Annotated in this window: 24 protein-coding genes; 9 read left to right on the top strand and 15 right to left on the bottom strand. The window is 70.2% G+C overall.

Translation table 11 applies throughout. The annotated features are described in order from the left end of the window. Nucleotides 1-21 precede the first annotated feature (21 nt). Nucleotides 22-1,683, top strand: coding sequence for an acyl-CoA dehydrogenase family protein (locus ACIBI9_RS06735; protein WP_397220962.1), 1,662 nt, complete (start codon nt 22-24; stop codon nt 1,681-1,683). Between the two features lie 63 nt (nt 1,684-1,746). Here ACIBI9_RS06735 and ACIBI9_RS06730 read toward each other — a convergent pair whose 3' ends face one another. The 5 genes from ACIBI9_RS06730 to ACIBI9_RS06710 all read right to left on the bottom strand — a co-directional run bounded on the left by ACIBI9_RS06730 (nt 1,747) and on the right by ACIBI9_RS06710 (nt 5,219). Continuing rightward, nucleotides 1,747-2,223 (bottom strand): hypothetical protein, encoded by a 477-nt coding sequence (locus ACIBI9_RS06730; protein ID WP_397220961.1) that lies wholly within the window; start codon nt 2,221-2,223, stop codon nt 1,747-1,749. 111 nt (nt 2,224-2,334) lie between these two features. Next, nucleotides 2,335-3,927 carry an ATP-binding protein gene (locus ACIBI9_RS06725; protein ID WP_397220959.1) on the bottom strand — a complete coding sequence of 531 codons (1,593 nt, stop codon included), beginning with the start codon at nt 3,925-3,927 and terminating at the stop codon, nt 2,335-2,337. A gap of 153 nt (nt 3,928-4,080) precedes the next feature. Beyond that, on the bottom strand, nt 4,081-4,482 hold the full coding sequence (locus ACIBI9_RS06720; protein WP_397220958.1) for a DNA-binding protein: 402 nt from the start codon (nt 4,480-4,482) through the stop codon (nt 4,081-4,083). Beyond that, nucleotides 4,479-4,727, bottom strand: a complete 249-nt coding sequence (locus tag ACIBI9_RS06715; protein WP_397220957.1) for a hypothetical protein — start codon at nt 4,725-4,727, stop codon at nt 4,479-4,481. The genes ACIBI9_RS06720 and ACIBI9_RS06715 overlap by 4 nt, the downstream gene beginning before the upstream one ends. Before the next feature lie 60 nt (nt 4,728-4,787). Next, nucleotides 4,788-5,219, bottom strand: coding sequence for a hypothetical protein (locus ACIBI9_RS06710; RefSeq protein WP_397220956.1), 432 nt, complete (start codon nt 5,217-5,219; stop codon nt 4,788-4,790). A 17-nt stretch (nt 5,220-5,236) separates the two neighbouring features. Between ACIBI9_RS06710 and ACIBI9_RS06705 the strand changes: the two genes are divergently transcribed. Continuing rightward, entirely contained in the window at nt 5,237-5,509 is a 273-nt protein-coding gene (locus ACIBI9_RS06705) for a hypothetical protein (RefSeq protein ID WP_397220955.1), read from the top strand. An 82-nt stretch (nt 5,510-5,591) separates the two neighbouring features. Here the strand turns inward: ACIBI9_RS06705 and ACIBI9_RS06700 are convergent, their stop codons facing one another. After that, on the bottom strand, nt 5,592-5,807 hold the full coding sequence (locus tag ACIBI9_RS06700; RefSeq protein ID WP_397221812.1) for a DUF397 domain-containing protein: 216 nt from the start codon (nt 5,805-5,807) through the stop codon (nt 5,592-5,594). After that, entirely contained in the window at nt 5,800-6,624 is an 825-nt protein-coding gene (locus ACIBI9_RS06695; RefSeq protein ID WP_397220954.1) for a Scr1 family TA system antitoxin-like transcriptional regulator, read from the bottom strand. Before ACIBI9_RS06695 ends, ACIBI9_RS06700 begins: the two co-directional genes overlap by 8 nt. Before the next feature lie 317 nt (nt 6,625-6,941). Here ACIBI9_RS06695 and ACIBI9_RS06690 point away from each other — a divergent pair, with 317 nt between their 5' ends. The 5 genes from ACIBI9_RS06690 to ACIBI9_RS06670 all read left to right on the top strand — a co-directional run bounded on the left by ACIBI9_RS06690 (nt 6,942) and on the right by ACIBI9_RS06670 (nt 11,418). Next, nucleotides 6,942-7,349 carry an ATP-binding protein gene (locus tag ACIBI9_RS06690; protein ID WP_397220953.1) on the top strand — a complete coding sequence of 136 codons (408 nt, stop codon included), beginning with the start codon at nt 6,942-6,944 and terminating at the stop codon, nt 7,347-7,349. Between the two features lies 1 nt (nt 7,350). Next, on the top strand, nt 7,351-7,632 hold the full coding sequence (locus ACIBI9_RS06685; RefSeq protein WP_397220952.1) for a hypothetical protein: 282 nt from the start codon (nt 7,351-7,353) through the stop codon (nt 7,630-7,632). 203 nt (nt 7,633-7,835) lie between these two features. Continuing rightward, complete coding sequence (locus ACIBI9_RS06680; protein ID WP_397220951.1) at nt 7,836-8,585, top strand: crotonase/enoyl-CoA hydratase family protein; 750 nt, start codon at nt 7,836-7,838, stop codon at nt 8,583-8,585. Between the two features lie 162 nt (nt 8,586-8,747). Next, a complete protein-coding gene (locus ACIBI9_RS06675) occupies nt 8,748-8,999 on the top strand; it encodes a hypothetical protein (protein ID WP_397220950.1) in 252 nt (83 codons plus the stop codon). Nucleotide 9,000: 1 nt separating this feature from the next. Continuing rightward, nucleotides 9,001-11,418: a DUF4132 domain-containing protein gene (locus ACIBI9_RS06670; protein ID WP_397220949.1), complete on the top strand. Its 2,418-nt coding sequence runs from the start codon at nt 9,001-9,003 to the stop codon at nt 11,416-11,418. 116 nt (nt 11,419-11,534) lie between these two features. Here the strand turns inward: ACIBI9_RS06670 and ACIBI9_RS06665 are convergent, their stop codons facing one another. Continuing rightward, nucleotides 11,535-12,815 (bottom strand): FAD-binding oxidoreductase, encoded by a 1,281-nt coding sequence (locus tag ACIBI9_RS06665; protein WP_397220948.1) that lies wholly within the window; start codon nt 12,813-12,815, stop codon nt 11,535-11,537. Between the two features lie 54 nt (nt 12,816-12,869). Between ACIBI9_RS06665 and ACIBI9_RS06660 the strand changes: the two genes are divergently transcribed. After that, nucleotides 12,870-16,052, top strand: a complete 3,183-nt coding sequence (locus ACIBI9_RS06660; RefSeq protein WP_397220947.1) for a BTAD domain-containing putative transcriptional regulator — start codon at nt 12,870-12,872, stop codon at nt 16,050-16,052. 32 nt (nt 16,053-16,084) lie between these two features. After that, nucleotides 16,085-17,287 carry a non-homologous end-joining DNA ligase gene (gene ligD, locus ACIBI9_RS06655; protein ID WP_397220946.1) on the top strand — a complete coding sequence of 401 codons (1,203 nt, stop codon included), beginning with the start codon at nt 16,085-16,087 and terminating at the stop codon, nt 17,285-17,287. A gap of 21 nt (nt 17,288-17,308) precedes the next feature. On the opposite strand, the gene ACIBI9_RS06650 is transcribed toward ligD, so the two are convergent. The 7 genes from ACIBI9_RS06650 to ACIBI9_RS06620 form a co-directional block, all read right to left on the bottom strand. Beyond that, entirely contained in the window at nt 17,309-18,727 is a 1,419-nt protein-coding gene (locus ACIBI9_RS06650; protein ID WP_397220945.1) for an NAD(P)/FAD-dependent oxidoreductase, read from the bottom strand. Then, nucleotides 18,724-19,833 (bottom strand): ABC transporter ATP-binding protein, encoded by a 1,110-nt coding sequence (locus ACIBI9_RS06645; RefSeq protein ID WP_397220944.1) that lies wholly within the window; start codon nt 19,831-19,833, stop codon nt 18,724-18,726. The genes ACIBI9_RS06650 and ACIBI9_RS06645 overlap by 4 nt, the downstream gene beginning before the upstream one ends. Next, nucleotides 19,820-20,614: an ABC transporter permease gene (locus ACIBI9_RS06640; protein ID WP_397220943.1), complete on the bottom strand. Its 795-nt coding sequence runs from the start codon at nt 20,612-20,614 to the stop codon at nt 19,820-19,822. The genes ACIBI9_RS06645 and ACIBI9_RS06640 overlap by 14 nt, the downstream gene beginning before the upstream one ends. Then, nucleotides 20,611-21,486, bottom strand: coding sequence for an ABC transporter permease (locus ACIBI9_RS06635; protein WP_397220942.1), 876 nt, complete (start codon nt 21,484-21,486; stop codon nt 20,611-20,613). Before ACIBI9_RS06635 ends, ACIBI9_RS06640 begins: the two co-directional genes overlap by 4 nt. 6 nt (nt 21,487-21,492) lie before the next feature. Continuing rightward, nucleotides 21,493-22,611: an ABC transporter substrate-binding protein gene (locus tag ACIBI9_RS06630; protein WP_397220941.1), complete on the bottom strand. Its 1,119-nt coding sequence runs from the start codon at nt 22,609-22,611 to the stop codon at nt 21,493-21,495. 34 nt (nt 22,612-22,645) lie between these two features. Then, nucleotides 22,646-23,224, bottom strand: a complete 579-nt coding sequence (locus tag ACIBI9_RS06625; RefSeq protein ID WP_397220940.1) for a helix-turn-helix domain-containing protein — start codon at nt 23,222-23,224, stop codon at nt 22,646-22,648. Nucleotides 23,225-23,336: 112 nt separating this feature from the next. Further along, complete coding sequence (locus ACIBI9_RS06620; protein ID WP_397220939.1) at nt 23,337-24,230, bottom strand: SDR family oxidoreductase; 894 nt, start codon at nt 24,228-24,230, stop codon at nt 23,337-23,339. Nucleotides 24,231-24,297: the final 67 nt, after the last annotated feature.

Here is a 24,297-nt window from a genome sequence, read left to right as displayed (position 1 = left end):
GTATATGTAACACTCGCGAGTATGGGGCGCTATCTCATCGAACCTTTCGACCGCAGCGACCGCTACGCCACCGAGCGCTACCAGGGCGCCGCCGGGCGCAACTGGTGGACCTGCGATCCCACGCTGCGCCTGCTCATGCGGCGCCACCTGGGCGAGGGCTTCGCCTGGGCGGAGCCGCGCCTGGACCGGCTGGGCGCGCTGATGGGCGGGCTCGTGGCCGAGTGCGCCGAGGAGACCGACCGCAACCCGCCGCGGCTGGAGAAGTACGACAAGTGGGGCAGGGACGTCAGCGAGGTCGTCATGCCGCCGTCGTTCCACGCGGCCCGGCGGGCGCTCATGGAGGACAACTTCACCTCGCCGTCCTTCGCCGCCGAGGCGCGGGCGCACGGGGCGAACCCGGCCGCGCTCGCCGCCGCCTGGACGTACCTGCTCGATCAGGCCGACATCGGGATGGGCTGCGCGCTCGGCACCGGAGGGGACATGGTGGTCTCCCTCGCCGAGAAGTACGCGCCCGAGGACGTACGCGATCGGGTGCGGGAGATCTTCGCCAACGGCTACTACTCCGGCGAGGCCGCTCAGATGTTCACCGAGCGGACGGGCGGCTCGGACCTGGCCGCACTGGAGGCCGTGGCGGTGCCCGCCGGCGACGCGTGGCTGCTGACCGGCTTCAAGTGGTTCGCCTCCAACGCCAACGGGTCCGCGTTCGTGGTGCTGGCCAGGCGCCCTGACGGGAACGTGTCGCCGTTCCTCGTGCTGTGGGACCGGCGGGACGGAAGCCGCAACGGCGTGCGGATCAGGCGGCTCAAGGACAAGCTCGGCACCAGGTCGGTAGCCTCGGCCGAGGTCGAGTTCGCCGACGCGGAGGCGTTCCCCCTGTCGGGCGAGGGCTCCGGCTCCGGGCTCGGGACCATGATGAAGCTCACCAACGCCTCCAGGCTCGGGGTGGCCATGATGGGCGTCGGCGTGGCCAGGCGCGCGCTCGTGGAGTCGATCTGCTACGCCCGGGCCCGCGAGGCGTTCGGACGGCCGCTCATCGACCAGCCGCTCATGCGCCGCAAGCTGAGCGAGCTGATCGTCGAGGTCGAGGCCGCCCAGGCGCTCGCCTTCGACGGCCTCGCCGGCCCCCGCCTGCGCATCGCCCCCGCCCTGATCAAGCTGCGCGCCGCCCGCCTCGGGGTGACGGCGGCCGGCGACGCGATCGAGGTGCACGGCGGCAACGGCTACATCGAGCAGTGGCCGGTGGCCCGCCTCCTGCGCGACGCCCAGGTCAACCCCATCTGGGAGGGCGGCGACAACATCCTCTGCCTCGACGTGCGGCGGGCCATGGTGAAGGAGCAGGCCCACCTGCCCTTCCTCGACCGCCTGCGCGACCTGGCCACCTCCGACCTGGTGCACGCCCGCATCGACGACCTCGCCAAGGCCGTCTCGGCGTGGGCCGCGCTGGAGCCCTCGGCGGCGGAGGAGCGGCTGTATCCGCTGGCGCAGTTCATGGCCGACGTGTACGCCGCCGCCCTGCTGGAGGACCAGGCCACCTGGGGGCTCGACGACGGCCGCAAGGCGCTGGTCGCCCGCCTCTACGCCGAGGCCCACCTCGTGGACCACGGCCCGCTGCGCGGGATCGACCGCCCGGCGGAGGGCTCGGAGCTGTTCGACGACCTCGTTTCGGGAGCTGCCACGCTCTGACGAACGGGTGGTGGGCGGGCCCTCGATCCGCCCACCACAGCGTTTCCAGCCGTGACCCGGCGACTACCACCAATCGGTGCACTTGATGGCCGCCGGCTCGTGGCGACCCCACCTCAAGCAGGCCCGGAATCTCCAGTTGGAGTCGGAGCTGGTGCGCTGTGCCGCGCTGGTCTTCGTCTGCCCGCCGGAGCTCACCTCGAACGGACCGCACTGGAGCCAGGTCCTGCCGCCGTCCCGGGTCCAGTCCATCCAGACGCTGTCACCCCACTGAGTGGTCCCACCCAGGTGAGCCCAACCGCGGGTGACACCACCGATCCTGCCGTAGTAGAGGGTGGCGGTCCGCCCGAAGATGCCGACCGGTGTCACCGGCGCCTGCGTGCCCCGCAGGGTGTCGGGAATGTCGACGAAGCCGTTGGCGCCCCGCTCACACTCCTGCGGCGACGCGGCGGCGGGGGATGCCCCGGCGACGACGACCTGAGCCGTGACCAGCCCCGTGGCGAGCGCGAGGACCAGCCCTCGACGGCGAATCCGGGTAAGCATACGATGTCCGTCCTTCCTCCTGATCGCGGAACCGACGCATCGAGTCAACCAAGGACGGCTGTCGTATCCCTTTCCCTGCTCTGTCGCGCCTGTGTTCGAGCAGGGAATCCGTCACACCCGCAGGACGGTGACCTGGCGGCCGGACGGCGTGGTCGCCTGCTCGAAAGCGCCTCGTTCCTTCCAGGGCGGGGCCTCCGGGCGCCGGTCGAAGACCACCAGCACGCCGGTGGAGAGGCTGAGCCGGTCCAGATAGCGGTCGAGCTGCGCGAGACCGTCGGGCAACGGGTCGTCCCTGCCCGCCCGCCAGACCTTCAGCTCCATCGCCTCCCGCTGCATCAGCCGCTCTCCCCCCGGACCGGTGTAGGGCCAGCGGACCAGCACGTCCAGGCGCTTGGTGCCCGCGGCGTACTCCCGATCGAGATAGCCTCCGCCGTTCACCAGGCGATGCAGGAAGGCCATGAGGATGATCTGGCAGGCGGCCTCGTGGTAACCCTCCTGCCGGATGAGCACCTCGCCGTGCTCGCGCCAGAACACGACGAACTCCTCCAGCAGCCGGTCCAGGTCGAAACGCCCGTCCGGCAGCACGAAGCTCCGCGGATCGGCCATCACGAACCGCTCCGTGTGAGCGCCCAGAACTCGCAAGATGACCTCCCGATAGATGGCGTTCGCCACCTCTAGCGGAGGTTTCTGCTTGACCAGGCCCAGATCGCGGACGTAGGACAGGTCGTCGGAGAAGGTGTGGTCGATGTCGGGGAAGGTCCCGGCCACCACGGGCTCCATCACCCGTCTGACCGGGGCCTCGCGCAGCCGAGCCATCAGCGAATCCAGATGGGTGTCACGCGTCTGGATCAACCGCTCCTGCGCCTCCTCCACGTGCTCGCCAGTGATGGCGCCGGTCACTCCCATCTCCGAGATGATCTCATCGGCGAGGGCATTGACCAGCCACGGCTGTCCCTGGGTTAGCTCGAAGGCCAGATCCACCGCGTCTTTGGTGAACTGCTGGCCGGTCGCTCGCGTGTGCTGGTCGTAGAGCTCGGCGATCTGACCGGCGGTGAAGTCGCCCAGCCGCAGCGACTCGGCGATGATGTGGCTGGCCGGATTCCACGGGCCGGGGTCGCCGCCCGAGGCGACCTTGTAGTCACGCACGTTGCGCAACCCGCACAGCACCACGGACGTGGGGAACGGATAGCCCTCCGGCCGCGCGTTGTGGCCGTCGCGGAGCTGGCGGAGGATACTGATCATGCTATCGCCCTGCAGGGCGTCGATCTCGTCGAGAAACAGCACTACCGGGCGCGGGCACTGGCGGCACCACTCGCTCAGCGCCGCACCCAAGCGGCTGCCCAGTGTGACCTGCGGCCAGGGATCCGGCGGCAGCAGCTCGTCCGGCCATTCCGACCGCTCGGCGGCCTCGCGGATGGAATGCAGCAGAATCGACTCCGCAGCGGCGTAGTCGTCACCGGCCACCACGGCACGCTCGCAGGAGAACATCAGGGCGGCGATGTCACCCTCGGCGGTGAGCTCAGACGCCAGCGCCCGCAACGACGTCGTCTTCCCGGTCTGTCGGGGTGCATGCAGCACGAAGTAACGGTCCATGTCGATGAGTGTCCGTGCCTGCGGGAGCCGCTGCGTGGGGGGAAGCATGTAGTGGCGCCGCGGATCGCACGGGCCGGTGGCGTTGAAGTACTTCGCTCCGAGTGGCCGCACGGTCACATTCTGCCATCGCGCGCTCTGTCAGTTGTGAGATTCCGCGTCGAGACCGCCGACCTCGTGCTGAGTATTGGAGGCGTGCTGGGCACGGTACGCCTGCACGACTATTGGCGACGGTGAGGCAGGAGCAAGGATGGGCGGCCGATGAGCTCAGATGCCGATAAGTCGGACCCGGTCCCCGCACAGTCGGGCCATGTCGTCGACATCGGAGGTCAGTATGGCCACCGGGCCCGGCTGGCGCAGTGCCACCTCGGCAACGGTCGCGTCGATCGCGTACTTGTGGCCGTGCAGACCTGCTCCCTTGAGCAGCTTCGCGGCCGCCTTCGCCGCGCTCTCGGTTACCGGCTCGACCTTGACGCGGGAGAGCGCCCACTGCAGTCGAGGCATGTTCACCCGCGCGTGGCTGACTTCCACGATGGTGTTGGCGCTGATGACGAAATCGGTGCCCATGGTCTGGAATACCTGGAACATCGCGAGAATCTTGCGATCCTGTGCGATCCAGGCGGAGACCCCTTGGGAGTCCAGGACGACGGTTTCGACGTGCTCGATCACGCCGCGCCCGCTGAACCACCGAGGCCCGCCGCCCCGAATATCCTGGAGCGGGCCTGAGCCAGCTCCTCCTCGGTGAACTCTCCGTGCTCCTCCTGGTAACGCAGCAGGTCGGCGCCGAGGAGTTGGTGCCGCAGCTGACGCGCCACCGCCTCGGCGACATAGCCGGAGACGTTGTCGGTGAGCTTCCTGAGCTCAGCAACCTGGTCACTCGGCAGCGTCACCGTGATGCGTGTCGTATCCGCCATGAAGCAAGCATACTGCGGTATGCGCAAGGGCGCCGCTTCGCTCGTGACAGCCCGCTGACCTCAATCGGCGGCTTCGAGGATCGGCACGACCTCAATCTCGATTGATACTCCCCAAAGCAGGTGGTCAACACCGTTCGTAGCCAGCCATTCCTGAACATCAGTGGCAAGCTTCTCTGCGTCGGCCTGGTCCGGAACGCCAAGCTGTACGGCAGCCACTTTCAGATTCTGGCCGAAATACCGGATGACCAGCGAACGGTCATCCCATCTGGTTACCTCGGTTTCCAGCCCAGGGCAGCCGTGTACTCGCAGGGTGCCGCCCAAACCCAAGACGAACTGCCGCCCGTCAAGCAGCTCCACCATGACATCGGCATCCTTCCCATGACCAAAAAGGATGATCTCCGAGAGTCGTTCGCCCGCCAGCGGCAGTTCTGTCCAGGTTGGGGACGGTTGCTGGCGCATGTGCTCGCGAATGATTCGGACGTAGCTGCTCACGGATGAATCGTAGCCGCATGATCACTCTAAGTGGCGAGGTTGCGGACAAGCTCGCTGCCGATCCATGTGCGTCGGATCAGGGCTTCGAGGGCCCGTTCACTCGTGCCTGCCGGGCCACTCTCCAGCCGTCCGGGCCGGGCAAGGGTCCGGCCGGCGGGTCGGGAGGCGCCCGTGCCCGTACTTCCGCGCAGGCGATCATGGACGAGTTGCGCCAGGCTCTGAGTCGTACGCCCATTGAGGTACCCGAGGAGGAGGCCGCCTCGATCGGGCGGAAGTACGGGCTCGCCTGAGTCCTGCTGCGACCCGGGCGAAAGCCGAGTCCCCGCAGGAGGTCAGGAAGGTTCCCGCGGGGCTGTTGCTTGGTTGATGACGCTAGAAGTCGAATATGCCGTTCTTCGCGCCTGCTACGAACTTGTCCCAGACGGCCCGACGGACCACCCATGGCTCGGTATCCGGCTGTTCGGTGTCGCGCAACGCGATGCGGCCGTCGGACAGATGCTTGGCCTCCAGGCAGTCGCCGCCTTGACCGCTCGACGCGGTGATCCATCCGGTCGGGGTTGCAATCTCCTTCGCGACTTCCTCATTCATCTCCACGCTGCACTCTCTCCTTGATCCGCTGCACTGACAGATACTCAGGGAGCGCCGCGCTGCGTATGAGTTCGAGTCGGTCCACGAGTCGCTTGATCTCGCTGGTGGAGTCAACGACGCGACCTTGGACGGCTGATTCGACGTAGGCGGCGATCGGCACTCCGTTCTGCTGCGCCAAGAGAGCTGGGCCCACCAGCACTGCCGTACACCGGGCCGCGTACGGGAGTAGTTGGACGGTGAACCACTTGTTCTCGGCCAAAGTGATCAGGTGCTCTAGCTGGCGGTGGGTTACGAACTCGTCTCCAACCGGACGATACAGGATGCCCTCGTCCATCACAGCAAGGAATTGAGGGGGATTCGGCCGATTGAATATGGATTGTCGCTCCATCCGGGCCTCGACCGCTTCTTCGGCCTGCTGCGGGGTCGCGTGAGGCTCGCCCTCGAAGATCGCACGCGCGTACTCCTCCGTCTGTACCAGTCCGGGCACGATGAGTGGGGCCCAGGTGAGGAGCTGATCGGCTTTCCTCTCGATCGGTGGCCACTGCCGGAACCAATCGGGCATCCGGTTGCCGCTGATGGCTGGCCAGTGGGAGAGCAGGGGGCCGTTGAGGCCAAGTGCCTCTTCGCAGAGCTCGATCAACTCGCGCGTGGGGTTCTCGTCTCCGCGTTCTACGTTGCCGATGCGGCTCTTGCTGTAGCCGATGCGCTCGGCGAGCTGTTCCTGAGTCCATTTAGCGGCATATCGGTATTTGCGCAGATCGGCACCGAAATGTGCCGCTGGGCTGGCGGTTGGGTCAAGCTCCTTGGGTGCTGGCATCACGCCTCCCGTAACCAAGTCCATTCCAGCTCTTCTGGTTTGCTGCCAGTTGAAGTCTGGGACCGCTCTGGGATTGTTTCGCAAGACAATGTAGCGCGTCGCAGGCATTGTTTGAAGGGGCTTGCGGAGATGGATGATTCGCAAGCGCTCATAACAGAGCCCAGCAGGATCAATGCTGACATCGTTATGCCGGGCTAATAGGGGTATGGGTGATAAATATGTCTTCACTCGGAATGAAACTCGTCGGCGCAATGCGGTTTCCTGGGTGCCCTCAGATAATCCGTGATGTACGGATTTATGCTGCTCATTGGCTCGTTATGGCACTGCCGGAGACTGCTGACGATGCGAATCTTCTGGACAATCTGCGGCTCCTGGTCACCGAGCTCGCCGCCAACGCGATAAAGCACACTATGTCCGGTCGCTGGAAATGGGGGTCATTTCGAGTCCGCCTGTGGCTCGGCGCCGACTGGATCCGTATCGAAGTGATGGACCAGGGGTGGTGGTCGGGGCCGCGACTTCGTGACGACACATTCGAGACCGGCGGACGTGGACTTCAGATCTTGGCGGCCGTGGCGACGAAATGGGGAGTCAGAAGGCGCTCGTTCGGCCGAACCGTCTGGTTCGAACTGCCTGTCCAGGCCCCTGCCGCGGTGGACATCGCGGATGTCCCGCATCGACATCACGTGCAGGAACCTCGTCGAGAACTTGAGGAAAGGACCGCGTGACATGTCGAAGATCCCCGACTTCCATGGTCCGCACGTCGAGCCACCCCTGCCCGGCCACGTCAAGCTGTCCTGGTACGAGCCCACTCCTCGGGCGCCGCGTATCCGGGTGATCTCACACACCTGTGAATGCCGCGAGAGGACGTACGAACTGTGCGCCGCCGCCGGCCAGGGCTTTGTCCGCCGTACCGACCGCGCGAAGCGGACCGTCCGGGAAACCGCGTGGACGTTGACCGCGACCGCCAGACGCATCTTCGAGCAGATCCTGCGCGGAGAGGCCCGATGATCGGCAGACCACTGCGCGGTTGCCGGACCACCGCCGCCAAGCAACGAGCACGGATTGACCAAGGCGACCTGCGCCGCGTAGAGCCCGGCCAGGCCGGTTCGAGGCGGCATCCCGGGAATCACTGACGGTGAGTTGCTGGCAGGGAACCCCGGCTTGGACGTACGCTCGGCCCGTTCCCCGAGGACTTCCCCGAGGAGGGCCGCATGACCGTACGCGTGGAGCGCGAGGGACCGGTCACCACCGTGGTGATCAGCAGGCCGGAGGCGCGTAACGCGGTCGATCGCAAGACGGCCGACGCGCTGGCGAGCGCGTTCCGTGACTTCGAGGGCTCCGACGCCGCCGTGGCGGTGCTGTGGGGCGAGGGCGGCACGTTCTGCGCGGGCGCCGACCTCAAGGCGCTCGACAACCACGTCGGCGAGGACGGCGACGGGCCGATGGGACCGACCAGGGTGCGGCTGTCCAAGCCGGTCATCGCCGCCGTGGCCGGGCACGCCGTCGCGGGCGGGCTGGAGCTGGCCCTCTGGTGCGACCTGCGGGTGGCCGAGGAGGGGGCGGTCTTCGGGGTGTTCTGCCGCAGGTGGGGGGTGCCGCTCATCGACGGCGGCACCGTACGGCTGCCCCGGCTCGTCGGCGCCTCGCGGGCCATGGACATGATCCTCACCGGCCGGCCCGTCGAGGGGCGGGAGGCGTACGAGTGGGGGCTGGCCAACCGGCTCGTGCCCACCGGCACCGCACGGCGGCACGCCGAGGAGCTGGCCCGCGAGATCGCCCGCTTCCCGCAGACCTGCCTGCGCGGCGACCGGCTGTCGGCGCTGGAGCAGGAGGGGGTGAGCGAGGAGGAGGCGATGCGCAACGAGCTGCGCCACGGGCTCGTCTCGCTGCCCGACGCCGTGGGCGGCGCCGCCCGCTTCGGGGCGGGCGCGGGCCGCCACGGAGACTTCGGCGATCTCTAACGCGCTCGCGGAGGCTTCGGCGACCTCGAAGACGCAGCAGGGGCCCTCGGGGGTTCGCGCCCGCGTCTCGAGGATGCTCGGAGTCCACCTTCGCCGAAGTTTGTCGCCCTGCGTTGCTATAGATGGCGTCATCATCCGACATTTCTAGACACAGGGCGTTCGATGGCATCAGTGACGTTTCGCGATGAGACTGCGATGGGCCGGGAGCTGGGGGCGTTCTCTCTGCCTGGCCTCCCTGAGCGGATCTCGGCCCGGGAGCTGGTACGGCTGCGCGTACGCGAGGCGGTGGCCCGCCACAACGCCGCCCCGTCGCATCATTTCCGCGGCCTGGTCAAGCCGGGCGACGCCGAGATCGATCTGACCGTCGATCCGGTGGTGTCCTTCGTCAAGCTCGTCCCCCTGGTCGGGGGCTGACGTGAACTACGACATTCTTCGTGACTCTCCCCTCAACAACCACTACGACTTGGTCTATCTGGCCAACGACCACAAAGAGATGTTCGAGCGGTTCGACTCTGCCTTCGCTGCTCATGAGGCCTTCAATGCGGAGGAGTACGACGAGAGCGAGTTACGCCTCTTCGCCGTGTGGGCACAGATGCGGCTCAGCCTCGGCTGGGACGGCGGCCACGATCACGACGAACGCCGGCTCGACGTCATCCGCGAGGCGATCGGCCACCTGCCGGAGGTTCCCATGGCGGTGGTCACCCAGCTGTGGAGCGCGGCCAACGGCCTGATGACCTGGCGGCACACCAACTACGCCGAGCTGTACCGGCTGCCGCTGGCCGCCACCGCCCGGCTTCCCTACCACGAGCGGCGTGTCGTGCTGAATTCCATGCCCGGGTGGTTCGCCCGGTACTGGAAGCCCGCCTGGGAGGTCCTGCGCGAGCCGGTCGAGGCGCTGCTCACCGAACCGGAGACCGACGATCCCGGCGCCACCGTCCGCAACATCATGTGGGAGGACGACGCGTTCGCCACCCGGATGATCGCCGATCACGCCTCCCGCCTCACCGCTCCCGAGGTCCTGCCACTGCTGCGGCACTGGACCACCGCCACCGCCTCCAAACCCAGCGCAAGGTGGACCAGGCGGGCCGCCGAGTCGCTGACCCCGCAGGCCGCCGAACTGATCAAAGACATCCTCGGCCAGGTCATCGCCCACCGTGAGGTCACGCTCCGGCACCCCATCCACGGCGGCGAGTGGACCGAGACCGTCTTCCTGCGCGAGCGCACCGCCGTACCGCTGCGCGGCATGGTGTGGACCTGCGAGCTGATCGGCGAGCCGTGGGTGACCGCCCTGCTGGGGGACGTCGCCGTGGCGACCGGCACCGGGATCGGCGGCTCCGGCGCCAACGCGCGCAGTGAGATGCTCGCCAACGCTGCGATCGGGGTGCTGGCCCGGCGCGGCGGCCTGGAGGTGGTCGCCCAGCTGGCCCGCGTGCAGGCCAAGGTACGGAAGAAGACCATCCTGGCAGGCGTGGCCAAGACCTTGGACGCGGTCGCGGTTCAGAGCGGGTTGTCGCCCGAGCAACTGCTGGAGCGCACGGTCCCGACCTTCGGACTGGGTCCCGACGGCACTCGCGCCGAGCACGGCCTGCGGCTGACCCTCGATGGCGTCGTGGGCTTCGTCGACCCCTCCGGCAAGATCCGCAAGACGATCCCCAAGGCCGTCCGCGAGGAGCACAAGGACCTGCTGGCCGAGCTCAAGGCCACCGCCAAGGAGATCAAGAAGGTCTTGCCGGCCGAGCGCTTCCGGATCGAGCGCGCATTGGCCACCGAACGCGTCTGGCGCTGGAGTGAGGTGTGCGAGCACTACCTCGACCACCCGGTCACCGGCTCCTTCGGCAGAGCCTTGATCTGGGAGATCCTCCAGGGACCGGCCGGGCGCCCGGTGCTCGTGGACGGCACCTGGGAGCTGACCGACCCGGCCGGGCGCCGCATCCAGCCCGACCCCGACACCCCGGTGCTCCTCTGGCACCCCATCTCCCACAGCATGGAAGAGGTACGCGCCTGGCGCGATCACCTCATGGAGTACGGCCTGCGCCAGCCGTTCAAGCAGGCCTTCCGCGAGGTCTACCTGCTCACCCCCGCCGAGGAGGAGACTCTCGATCACTCGCGCCGCTTCACCGGTCATCTGCTGCGGTACGGTCAGGCGAAGGCGTTGCTGACCGGACGCGGCTGGACCGGGATGTCACTGGGCCACTGGGGCTGGGAGTACGGTTCAGACCAGGCCGAAGCCGCCAAGGAGCTCCCCGGCGGCCTGGTCGCCCACTGGGGTTTTCACCTGGATGAGGGCTCGTTCGAGCGAGATGACCTCGGCACGGTGTCCATCTGCGTCAGCGGCGATCTCCACTTCACCGACGACAGCGGGCGCCGAGTCCCGCTGACCGAGGTGGCCCCGCTGACGTTGTCGGAGGTGCTGCGTGACGCTGACCTGGCCGTCGGCGTCACCTCCACCGGCCTGGACCCCGAGGGGGACGGCGAGTACTGGCATTCCTACGGCTTCGGCGACCTGACCGAGACCGCCCGCGTCCGCCGTGACGCGCTGGCCCGGTTGTTGCCGCGCCTGGTCATCGCCGACCGCTGCACCATCGCCGACCGGTTCCTGCGCGTCCGCGGTGACCTGCGCACCTACAAGATCCACCTCGGTTCGGGCAACATCCTCATGGAGCCCAACGACGCTTACCTGTGCATCGTCCCCCGCCGCGGTTCCGGCGACCCGGTCCTCCTGCCCTTCGAGGAGGACGGCGGCATGTTGTCGATCGTCCTGTCGAAGGCGTTCCTCCTGGCCGCCGACACCGCGATCACCGACCCGTCCATCACGCTCCAGATCCGGCCCTGAGCGTCACCGCCGGGAGAGACGCTGTCGTGCCTCTCCCGGCGGTGACGATGGCAGGACGGGGCGCTGGACGTCGCCGGGGCCGTGTCCGGGCGGCGCCGGTCCCGCTGGAACCGGCTCTATGCCAGCACGGGGAAGTTGGCCCGGATGACGCCGTGCGGGTCGCGGGACCGCTTGAGGTCGCGGAGCCTGGCCAGCGACTCGCGCGGGAAGGCCGCCGCGGCCTGCTCGCCGCCGTGCAGCATCGTGTACGGCCTGCGCCCGCTGCTGAACGGCACCAGCGCCTTGCCCAGCCGTTCGAGGCGCTCGGCCGTGGCCTCGGTGGGCTGGCCGATCGCGTAGATCAGGTACGGCTCGTCCAGGTGCCCCGAGGCGCCGCCCCCGTCGGCGGGCCTGGACAGCGCGCCGCCCAGGTGCCGGATCTGCACACTGATCAGCGGGTCGATCGGCTCGCCCAGCAGCACCCCGGCCACCTGGTCGTCGAGCCCGGTCAGCAGCTCGCAGCGGCTGGTGCCGGACTGGGGATCGGTGGGCTCGTCGCAGATGGAGCCCAGCTCGGCCACCGGCAGCAGCCGCCGGTTGTCGCTGATCGCGCCGCCGATCAGCTCGAAGGGCCGCAGCAGCGCGCCCGGGTCCCGGCCCAGGTACGTGCTGTCGATCATGACGAACCCCGGGCCGCCGGGGATCTGCAGCAGGTCGAACCAGACCGTCAATTCGTCCGGCGCGCTCGCGGTGACCTCGCGGTAGGCGGCCAGCACCTCGGGCGCCCGCTCGATCGGCCACATGATCCGCCCGCCGTACAGGAAGGGGGCCGGCCGCAGCTCGAACTCCATCGCCGTCACGACCGCGAAGTCACCGCCGCCGCCCCGCAGCGCCCAGAACAGCTCGGGGTCCCGCTCGGCCGTCACCCGGATCCGCCGGCCCTCGGCGTCCACCGCGTCGAAGGCCCGCACGCTGTCGGCGGCGAAGCCGTACTTCCTGCTGAACCAGCTCAGCCCGCCGCCCAGCGTGTACCCGGTCACGCTGACCACGGGGGAGCTGCCCGCGAGGCCGGTCAGCCCGAGCGGGCTCGCCGCCGCCAGCACCTCGCCCCACTTCACGCCCGCGCCGACGCGCGCCACCCCGTTGTCGATCTCCACTCCGCCCAGGCCGCCGGTCCGCAGCAGGATCGTGCCCTCGGTGTCGCCGGAGGCGCCGTGGCCGCTCGGCTGCGCGGTCACCGACAGCCCGTGCAGGCGGGCGTAGCCGACCGCGGCCGCCACGTCGTCGGCGTCGGCCGCTTCGACGACCGCGCGCACCTGCTGGTCGACGGCCAGGTTCCACGGCCTGCGCGCCTCGTCGAAACCCTCGTCGCCGGGGAGGAGCACGCGGCCGGTCGTCAAGTTCTTCAGTTCGTTCATGGATCAAGCATGCGTTTCGGCACTTGAGAAGTATTTGAGGTTGACTTGGGGTCCGTGGAGTTCAGACTGTTCGGTCCGCTTGAGGTGGACGACGGCGACGGCAACCGGCTCGACCTCGGCACCCGCAAGCAGCGTGCGGTCCTGGCCCGGCTGGCCCTCGAACCCGGCCGCGTCGTGCCGCTCGACCGGCTGATCGAGGAGCTGTGGGCGGGAGAGGCGCCGGCCAAGGCCACGGCGACGCTGCAGGCGTACGTCTCGCATCTCCGGCGGGTGCTGGAGCCGGACCGCAAGCCGCGCACGCCGCCCCGGGTGCTGCTCACCCGCGAGCCCGGCTACGTGCTGGACGTCACGCCCGGCCAGACGGACGTGGGCCGCTTCGCCGCGTGGGCCGCCGACGGGGCGCGCCTGGTCAGGCAGGGGCGGCACGCGGAGGGCGCGCGGGTGCTCGACCGGGCGCTCGCGCTGTGGCGGGGGGAGCCGCTGGCCGAGTTCCCCGATCTGGCGCCGGCGGCGTCCGCGCGGCTGGACGAGCTGCGGCTCGCGGCCGAGGAGGACCGGCTGGAGGCCCGGCTGGCGCTCGGCGAGGCCAGCCTGCCCGACCTGGAGGCGCTGACGGAGGCGCACCCGTACCGGGAGCGGGCGTGGGGACTGCTCGTGCTCGGGCTGTACCGGGCGGGCCGCCAGGCCGACGCGCTCGCGGCGCTGCGCAAGGTACGCGCCCTGCTCGCCGACGAGCTGGGCATCGAGCCGGGGCCCGAGCTGAGGCGGCTGGAGCAGGCGGTGTTCGAGCAGGCGCCCGAGCTCGACCCGGGCAGCACCCCTGCCCCCGAACCCGCTCCCGCGCCCGTCCCCGCGGGGCCGGGGTCCGACAGGCTCGTGGCCAGGGAGGGCGAGCTGCGGGTCCTGGAGGAGCTGCTGTCGCAGGCCAGACACGGCAGGGGCGGGCTGGCGCTGGTCACCGGCGAGGCCGGCATCGGGAAGACGAGCCTGGCCAGGGCGGTCGCCGACCTGGCCACCGCCAGGGGCTTCCGGGTGGAGTGGGGCCGCTGCCTCGACGGCGGCACGGCCCCCGCGTTCTGGCCGTGGACCCGCGCGGGCCTGATCCCGCCGTCCCCGCAGGCCGAGCTGTTCGACCTGTACGACGCCGTGCTGGCGGAGCTGCGGACCGGCCCCCTGCTCGTGGTGCTGGAGGACCTGCACTGGGCCGACGCCTCCTCGCTGAAGCTGCTCGGCCACGTCGCCGGCGAGCTGGCCAGGACCTCCGCGCTCGTCGTGGCCACGCTCAGGCCCGAACCGGGCGACCACCCCGAGCAGCTGCGCGAGACCCTGGGCGCGCTGGCCAGGGAGGGCCGCAGGCTGCCGCTGGCGCCGTTCGACGCCTCGGGCGTGCGCGACTACCTGCGCCTGCGCGACGTGGCGGCCGACCCGCAGGAGCTGCTCGACCGCTCGGGCGGCAACCCGTTCTACCTGACCGAGCTGCTCCGCCTGCCCGAACCCGAGCGCCACCTCGTCCCGCCCGGCGCCCGCGACGTCATCGAACGCCGCCTGGCCCGCCTCCCCGAGCCCACCCGCGACCTGCTCAGAGCCGCCGCGGTCGCGGGCCGGGAGGTGGAGCTGGACCTGCTGACCGCCCTCGTGGACCGCCCCGTCGAGGAGGTCATGTCGCAGCTGGAGCCCGCGCTGGCCGCCGGGCTGCTGGCCCAGCTGCCGACCGGGGCCGCCGACTACCGCTTCTCCCACGCCCTCGTACGGCAGGCGCTCGACCAGGGCCTCACCCGGCTGGACCGCGCCCGCCTGCACCTGCGGGCCGCCGGGCACCTGGAGACCCTGCCCGGCGCCGACCCGGCGATCCTGGCCGGCCACTTCGCCGCCGCGGCCCGGCTGGGCGGCGCGCCCAAGGCCGTCACCTACGCCATCCGGGCCGCCGGACAGGCCGCGGAACGCCACGGCTACCAGGAGGCCGTGCAGCTGTGGGAGCTGGCGTTCGACCACCTGCCGCCCGGCGACTCGCCCGAGCGCTGCCGCGTGCTCACCGAGCTGGGCCAGGCCCGCCGCACCACGGGTGACGCCGAAGGCGCCTACCGCGACCTGACCGAGGCCGTCGCCCAGGCCCAGCGGCTCGGCGACCGGCACGCGCTGGTGGCGGCGGTCTCGGTCTTCGGCGGCCTGTCGGTGTGGAACTGGCGCCCGTACGGCGTCGTGGACGAGGACATGGTCGCGATCCTGGAGGACCTCCTGGCGGGCGACCTCGACGACCGCTCCAGGGCCGCGCTCCTGGGCACGCTCGGCATCGAGCTGCACTACGGCCCCCGGCGCGCCGAGGGCGAGCGGCTGGCGCTCGACGCGGTCGGCCTGGCCCGCCGCTCCGGCGACCCCATGCTGCTGGCCAAGGCCCTCAACAACTACCTGATCGCGAGCTTCGTACCCGGCCGCAACCCCGAGCGGCTGGCGGCGGCAGAGGAGATGCTGGCCGTCCCCGGCCTGCCCAGGGAGGCCAGGCTGGTGGCGCGGGTGCTGCGCATGTCGTGCCTGCTGCGCGCGGGCGAGCTGGCCGAGTGGAGCAGGGACCTGGCCCGCTGCGAGCAGCTGCTGCACGAGGTCGCCCGGCCCGAGCTGGAGGCCATGGTCCGCGTCGCGCAGACCGCCGACCACGCCCTGCACGGCCGGTGGGCCGAGGCGGAGGCGCTGGCCGAGCACTTCCCCAAGATCTCCTTCGGGGCGAGCCTGTGGGGCCAGGAGGCCCGCCGCCTCGGCGTCCTGTACACGTGCCGGCGCGGCCAGGGCCGGGTGGCGGAGCTGCTGGACGAGCTGGTGGCCGCGGGTGACCGTCCGCTCATGAGCCTGGTGCGCCCGCTCGCCATTCTGGCCTCCCTGGACGTGGCCCGCACCGGACAGGCGCGGCGGCTGCTCCAACGGTGGGGCGTGGACCTGCGGGAGGACTGGTCGGCCGACTTCTTCTTCCCGGTCTGGGGTCTCGTGGCCGCCCAGCTCGGCACCCCCGACCCCGGGGAGATGTACGAGCGGCTGCTGCCGATCGCCGATCAGCCCATCGTCCTGGGCACGGGCAGCGCGGCCCTCGGCTGCGTGCAGGACGTGCTGGCCGAGCTGGCGCTCCGGCTCGGGCGCACCGAGCAGGCGCTGGAGCACAACCAGGCGGCCATCACCAGGCATCAGCGGCTCGGCCTGGCCTACCTGGAGTCGCGCAGCCGCGCCCGCCGCGCCGAGCTGCAGCCCTGAGTCTTGTCGGTGGCCCCGCGTATCGTGACCGTATGCCTGACATCGAGGTCGCGGGTCGCGAGGTCCGCATCACCAGCCCCGACAAGGTGGTCTTCCCGCAGTCCGGCCACACCAAGCTCGACCTGATCCGCTTCTACCAGGCCGTGGGCGAGGCGGCGCTGCGGGGCGTCCACGGGCGGCCGATGGTGCTCAAGCGGTTCGTGCACGGCATCGAGCAGGAGGCGTTCTTCCAGAAGCGCGCCCCGGCCAAGCGGCCCGACTGGATCGAGGTGGCCGAGCTGAAATACCGCTCAGGGCTGAGCGCGGAGGAGGTGGTCTGCACCGACCTGGCCCAGCTGCTGTGGGTGGTCAATCTCGGGTGCGTCGACCTCAACCCCCATCCGGTGCGCGCCGACGACCTGTCCAGGCCCGACGAGCTGCGCATCGACCTCGACCCGGTGCCCGGTGTCGAGTGGGCCGACGTGCTGGCCACCGCGCAGGTGGCGCGCGAGGTGCTGGCCGACCACGGGCTGGTCGCCTGGCCCAAGACGTCCGGGTCGCGGGGGTTCCATGTCTATGCCCGCATCGAGCGGCGCTGGCCGTTCGCCAAGGTGCGCAAGGCGGCCGAGACGGTGGCCCGCGAGGTCGAGCGGCGCGCGCCCGAGCTGGCCACCAGCCGGTGGTGGAAGGAGGAGCGGCACGGCGTGTTCGTCGACTTCAACCAGAACGCCTACGACCGCACCGTGGCCTCCGCCTACTCCGTGCGGGCCGTGTCCGACGCCCGGGTCTCGACGCCGCTGACCTGGGACGAGGTGCCCCGCTGCCGCCCCGAGACGTTCACGATCGACACCGTGGCCAAGCGGCTGGCCGAGTCCGGCGACCCGTGGGAGGACATGGACCTGCACCCGGGCTCGCTCGACTCGCTGCTGGAGCTGGCCGAGGAGCTCGGCCCGGCGCCCAAGCCGCCCAAGGGCAGCGGGCGCAGGCAGCAGACGATGCCCGTCATCGAGATCGCGCGGGCGGAGCACAAGGAGGAGGCGCTGGCCGGGTTCGAGCGGTGGAAGGCCCGCCACCCGGCGGTCGCCGCCCTGCTGGAGCCCGCCGACGTGCTGGTCGACGGCATGCGGGGGCGCAGCAGCGTGTGGTATCGCATCAGGGTCAACCTCCAGCACGTGCCGGAGGCGGAGCGGCCGCCGCAGGAGCCGCTGGAGGTCGACTACGATCCCTGGCGCGGCGCCGGTTCCCCGGAGCGCTGAGCACGCTCCGGGGGAGAGGCGTCAGCGGCCGGAGATCAGGTTCGCCATCCGCGCGAACGGCGACGTGGTGGTGCCGTGGTCGTTCTCCTGCCGGTCGGCGGCGCGGAAGAGCGCGTAGATGAGCTGCACGCCCGTCCACCGCAGCGGCTCGGGCTCCCACTGGCGCACCTGGCGGCCCACCCAGGGCAGGGCCGTCAGCTCGGTGTCCTGGCGCAGCACCAGGTCGCGCAGGGTGCGGCCGGCCAGGTTCGTGGTCGTGACGCCGCTGCCCACATAGCCGCCCGCCCAGCCGAGGCCGGTCGCGTGGTCCAGGTGCACCGTCGAGCACCAGTCGCGCGGCACGCCCAGCACGCCGCACCAGGAGTGCTGGATCCGCGCGTCCGCCGCCGCGGGGAAGAGCTTGACCAGCATCCGCCACAGCAGGGCGACCGTCTGCGGCTGCGTGGCGCCCCGGACGTCGGTACGCGAGCCGTACCGGTAGGGCACGCCCCGCCCGCCGATCGCGATGCGGTCGTCGGCGGTGCGCTGCGCGTAGATGTAGGCGTGCGCCTCGTCCCCGAGCAGCTCGTTGCCCTGCCAGCCGATGTGCTTCCAGACCTCGGGCGGCAGCGGCTCGGTGACGATCATGGAGCTGTTCATGGGCAGCCACTGCCGGTGCTGACCGGACAGCGAGGCGGTGAAGCCCTCGGTGGCGCGGATGACGTAGTCCGCCGTGACCGCCCCGCGCGTGGTGACCGCCGCCGCCTGGCTGCCGTCCCGCCGCGGGATGATCTTCGTGACCGTGGTGTCCTCGAAGATGTCCACCCCGAGCCGGACGACCGCCTCGGCCAGGCCGACGGCCAGCTTGGCGGGCTGGATGCGGGCGCAGTGCGGCGAGTAGGTGGCCTCCAGCGTGCCCGCCACCTGCACGCGTTCGCGCTGCTCGTCGCGGTCCATCAGCCGCAGGTCGTCCTGGCCGTACCCCCAGGTACGCAGGTCGTCGAGCTCCTCGCGCAGCCGGCGCCGCTGGGCCGGGTTCGTCGCGACGTGGATGAGGCCGCCCTTGTGGATGTCGGCGTCGATGGCCTCCTCGCGGGTCACCTCGATGACCTCGTCCACGGCGTGGAACATCGCGTGCTGCAGGTCGATCATCGCCTGCCGGCCGCGCGCCTTGGCGTGCCGCTTGCGCGACCCGGCGAACTCCGCCGACAGCCACCCGCCGTTGCGCCCCGACGCCCCGAACCCGGCGAACTCCTTCTCCAGGATCGCGATCCGCAGCCCCGGTTCGGCCTTCTTCAGGTAGTACGCGGTCCACAGGCCGGTGTAACCGCCGCCGACGATGGCCACGTCGTACGAGCGCGACCCCGGCAGCGGGGGACGCCGGTCCGGCAGGCCGATCTGGCGGTACCAGAACGAGACTCCGCCGTTGGCGAAATCCTTGGTGAGCGGGATGCCTTTCACGTGAGCACAGCCTCCACATCGGGCGAGTCGGGCAGCAGGACGGAGTCGGCGACGCGCCACGTCAGCGTGACCTCGTCGCCGCCGCGGGCGTCGCTGAGGTTGCCGGCCTGCTCGCGCACCAGCGCGGACGAGCCGTCGGGCAGCCTCAGCTCCAGCTTCCTGCTGGAGCCCAGGTAAATCTCGCCGGTGACGGTGGCCGGCAGGGCGTTCCATTCCGAGCCGGGGGAGAAACCCGCCTCCCGCACGGCCAGCCGCTCCGGGCGTACGACGAGCGCGCCCGCCCTGTCGGGCAGGCTGCCCGGCGCCCGCAGCAGCCGCGCGCACACCCCGATGCCGTCGGGCGTGACGTCGCCGCGCAGGATGGTCGACTCGCCGAGGAAGCGGGCCACGAACAGCGTGGCGGGCCGCTCGTACAGCTCCTCGGCGGGCCCGACCTGCTCGATGCGGCCGCGGTTGAAGACCGCGATCCGGTCCGACAGCACCAGCGCCTCGTCCTGGTCGTGCGTGACGTACACGAACGTGGTGCCGAGCTCGCCGTGGATGCGCTTGATCTCGAGCTGGAGCCAGTCGCGCAGCTTCTTGTCCAGTGCGCCCAGGGGCTCGTCCATCAGCAGCACGCGCGGGCTGTAGACGATGGCGCGGGCCACGGCCACGCGCTGCTGCTGGCCGCCGGACAGCTCGCGCGGGTAGCGGTGGCCGTACTCGCCGAGGTGGACGGTGGCCAGCGCGGCCGCGACCAGCTCGGCGCGCCGTGCCTTGGGCACCTTGCGCTGTTTGAGCGGGTACGCGATGTTCTCGGCGACCGTCATGTGCGGGAACAGGGCGTAGTGCTGGAAGACCATGCCCATGTCCCGTTTGTGGGCGGGCGTCGCGGCGATGGCGGTCCCGTCCACGGTCAGCTCGCCGGTGGTGGGCTGGTCGAAGCCGGCGATGATGTTCAGCGTGGTCGTCTTGCCCGAGCCGCTGGGCCCGAGCAGCGTGATGAACTCGCCCGGCTTGATCGACAGCGAGACGTCGTCCACGGCGACGAAGTCGCCGTAGCGCTTGGTCAGTCCGGTCAGCTCGATGCCGGCGCCGCGGGCGGCGAGATCGTTACTGGTGGGCACGTGACCTCCTGGCGACGAAGAAGGTGGCGATCAGGACGAGGCTCGTGGTCAGCACGATGATCATCGTGGCCGCCGCGGCGATGGTCGGGTCGGTCTCGCGGGTGACGCTCGCGTACATCTTCACCGGCAGGGTCTGCAGGTAGGGGCTCTGGATGAACAGCGAGACGACCACCTCGTCGAAGCTCGTGACGAACGCGAACAGCGCCCCCGCGGCCACGCCGGGCGCGACCAGCGGCAGCGTCACGGTGCGGAAGGTGGTCCAGCGGCCCGCGCCCAGGCTGGCCGCCGCGCTCTCCAGCCGCCGGTCGAACCCGCTCAGCGACGCGGTCACCGGGATCATCACGAACGGCAGCGCCAGCACGGTGTGCGCCATGACGAAGCCCATGAGCGTCCCGACGAGCTGCAGCTTCAGGAACACGGCGTAGACGCCGATGGCCAGCACGACCCCGGGCACGATCATCGGGGCCAGCATCGACCCCTGGACCAGCGCGAGCCCGCGCATCCTGGCCCTGGTCAGGCCGAGCGCCGCCGCGGTGCCGAGCGTGGTGGCGACCACGGTGACCAGCAGGCCCACCTCTATCGAGGTCCACAAGGCCGACATCCAGGCCGGGTCGCCGAAGAAGTGCTCGTACCAGCGGGTGGACCAGCCGTCCGGCGGGAACTTGAGCGACGCCTTCGAGGTGAAGCTGAGCGGCACCACGATCAGCGCGGGAGCCACCAGCCAGACGCCGACCAGCGCGCAGAACGCCCACAGCACCCCGCGGCCCACACGGGCGCTCATCCGGTCACCTTCTTCCCGGCGCGGCGCAGCGTGACCGCCAGCAGCGCGATCATGGCCAGCGTGAGCCCGAGCAGGACCACGCCCATCGCGCCGCCGCGCCCCCATTTCAGCAGGCCGTTGACCTGCGTGAAGATCTGCTGCGAGAGCAGCGCGTCGGTGGGGGAGCCGAGCAGCGCGGGGGTGACGTAGAACCCGAGCGCGCTGATGAACACGGTCAGGCACCCCGCCGACACCCCGGGCAGCGACAGCGGCACGTAGACGTCCAGGAACGCCTTGACGGGCCGCGCTCCCATGCTGCCCGCCGCGGTGAGCAGCCGCCGGTCGATCCCGCTCATCACCGCGTAGAGCGGCAGCACCATGAACGGCATCAGCAGCTGCACCATCCCGATCACGACGCCCGCCTGGGTGCGGATCAGGCTGAACGGGCCCAGCCCGATGGTGCCCAGCAGGTCGTTCACCACGCCGGTGTCCTGCAGCAGGATCACCCAGGCGAAGGTCCGCACCATGAGGCTGGTCCAGAACGGCACCAGCACCAGCAGCGTCAGCACGGCCCTGGCCCGCGTGCCGGCGATCGTCATGGCGTACGCGTACGGGTACGACAGGATCAGCGCGATCACCGTCACCCACAGGGCGGTGGTGAACGTGCGGCCGAGCACCCGCAGGTTCTGGGCCTCGCTGAAGAACCAGGTGAAGTTGCCCAGACCGGGCACCGGGTCGGTGAACGCGCTGATCATCATCGAGATCAGCGGAAGCAGGAAGAAGACGGCGAGCGCCACCAGCGCCGGCAGGACCAGGAGCGCCGGGCGGCGCTCAGGGTCCGCCGGCTGCCTGGCGGCGGCGGGCGGGGCGACCGCCTGCAGGGTGGAGGCCATGCGCGATCAGCCGCCGAGCCAGGCCGACCACTTCTCGATCATCTCCGGCTGGTGTTCGGCCCACCACTTGGAGTCGATCTTGAGTGCCTTCTCCGGGACGCCCGGAGCGGTGGTCAGGAACGCCTGGCCGGTCTGGTCGAGGCTCGGCTTGGCGTCGGTGTTGATCGGCGAGTACGAGGTCAGCTCCGTCAGCTTGGCCTGCTGCTGAGCGCCCAGGTAGTAGTTGATCAGCGCCATCGACGCCTTCGGGTTCTTGGCGTTCTTCGGCACGGTCAACGAGTCCATGACGGGCATCCACTGGTCCCACGCGATCTGGAACGGCGCGCCGTTCTTGACGGCGGCATAGGCCCGGCCGCTCCAGACCATCCCCATGTCCACCTCGCCGGACTCCAGCAGCTGCTGGGCCTCCGCGCCGGTCTTCCAGAAGACCAGGTTGGCGCGGACCGACTGCAGCTTCTTGGTCGCCCGGTCGACGTCGATCGGGTAGAGCTGGTCGGGCGCCACGCCGTCGGCGACCAGCGCGGCCTCGAACGGGCCGGGCGCCGAGTCGCCGGGGTTGCCCGAGATGGCGCGCTTGCCGGGGAACTTCGTCGTGTCGAAGAAGTCCTTCCAGCCCTTGGGCGGGTTGGCGCCGAACTTGTCCTTGTTGTAGACGAGCACCATGCCGTACTGCATCGCCGGGACGCTGCACTCGGTGGACAGGCCCTCGGGGACCTTGGACTTGTCGATGATCTTGTAGTCCAGCGGCTGGAGCAGCTTGCCACACTGGGCCTCGGCCCAGATGGAGTCGGTGTCGATCACGTCCCAGGTGACGTTGGAGGAGTCGACCTGGGCCTTGATCTTGGCGTAGTCGGTGGGGCCGTCCTGGAGGATCTTGGCGCCCGACTCCTGGGCGAACGGGTCCACCGCCGCCTTCTGCTGGCCCTCCTGGTATACGCCTCCGTAGGAGACGAAGGTCATGTTGAGGCCGCTCAGGGCGTCCTTCTTGATCGTGCCCGACTTGGCGGGCCCCGACCCGAGGTCGATCGAGGCGGGCGCCGCCGAGCCGGCTCCACAGGCGGTCGCTAGCAGGAGCGAAGCCGCGACAGCGGCCATGGCGGCCGGTCGCGCTGGGTGCTTCGGCATGGGTTACCCCCTAATTGGCAGGTACAGCTGGGGTTCAGGAGGATGTAGTAGGCGGGGCGACCACCCAGAGGACCTCGGCGGTCTCGTCACTCTCGTTGACGATCCGGTGGGGGACCGACGTGCGGTACTCCACGCTGTCCCCGGGCTCCAGCACGTGTGCGGCGGCCGAGCCGTTGGGTCCGAGCCAGAGAGTGATCCGCCCGCGGATGACCAGGAAGATCTCCTGGGAGTCGCCGTGGGTGTACGGTTCGTCCCCGGTGGACGAGCCCGGATCGAATTCCCCGGCGTACACCTCCACGTTCTGGAGCGGGCGCTGGGAGATCAGGAACTTGCGGGTGCCGGGAGCCGTACGGAGCTCCGGACGCGCGTCTCGGCGCACCACCCGGTGGCCGACCTCGTCCTCCTCGTTGAACAGATCCGCGACCGTGAGGCCGAGAGCCGAGGCGATTCGCCTCAGCATCCCGATGCTGGAGCTGGTCTGCCCTCGCTCCAGCTGGCTGATGAAGCTCGCGCTGGCCCTGGCCTCCGCCGCGAGTGCGCGCACGGTCATGCGGCGCATGTTGCGGTAGGCACGGATTCGCGCACCCAAGCGGGCGTTCTCCGACTCCGTCATCGAACCTCTCGATTGGCTGCACTGAACAAGTTGTTAAGTGGCAATGAAAGGACCGTACATAGGTAGCCGAATGCCCATCAAGAGGGAGTTACGTAACGACTACGTAAAGGAGTCAGCCGCGAGTGGGGCGCTCGTAGCCCTCGTCGCCCCCGTAGACGTGCAGGTCGGGGTCCTGCTCCGGCTGGTTGGCGGGGCTGGTGGGCGAGGCGGTGTGCTCCGAGGCGAAGTCGTCGGAAAGCTCGATCGGCGGCGGGAAGAGGTGGTCGCGCCAGGTGATCCGGCCCTTGGGCTCGGCGTCGGTCAGCAGCTCGCCGGCGCGCTGGGCCGCGTACAGGCTGCCGGGGAAGCGCACGGGCAGGCAGGGGCGGTGCAGGCCCTTGGCCTCCAGCCAGGTCCTGACCAGCTCCTCCGTGGTGAGCACCTGGGGGCCGCCGTACTCGATCTCGTCCATCGCGGGGCCCTCGGCGATCAGCTCGTTGAGGCGGCCCGCCACCTCGCCCGTGTGGATCGGCTGCCAGGGCACCGAGCGGTCCACGGCGAGTACCGGGAGCGACTCGAAGTCGCTCAGCCGCCGGTCGAGCGCCTGCTGGAAGTGGGTGGCGCGCAGGATCGTCCAGCCCAGCTCGCTCTCCGCGATCAGCCGTTCGGCCTCCAGCTTGTGCCGGAGGTGGCCGCTGGCCACGCTGTCGGACCCGACACATGAGGTGTACAGCAGGTGCGGGTAGCCCGCCTGGCGGGCGGCGGTGACCAGCTTGCGTGTGCCGGCCACGTCCACGGCGCCGCGCCCCTTGCGGCCGCCGGTGGCGAGGTGCACGATGACGTCCACGTCGCGCACGGCCTCCGCGAGGCCGTTGCCGGAGACGAGGTCGCCCCACATCCACTCGACGTTCCCGCGGCTCTCGCGCTTGGTACGGCTCAGCGCCCGCACCCGGTGTCCCGACCTGAGCAGTGCGGGCACCAGGGCGCCGCCGAGCGTGCCCGTGGCTCCCGTGACCAGAATGCGCATGACGCCCCACTACCCGCGAATGCCCAGAAATGACAAGGAATCTGGTAAAAGCGTCTGCGACCTGTGG

It is taken from the genome of Nonomuraea sp. NPDC050451, assembly GCF_044458585.1.
This window is presented reverse-complemented; position numbering and strand designations above follow the sequence as displayed.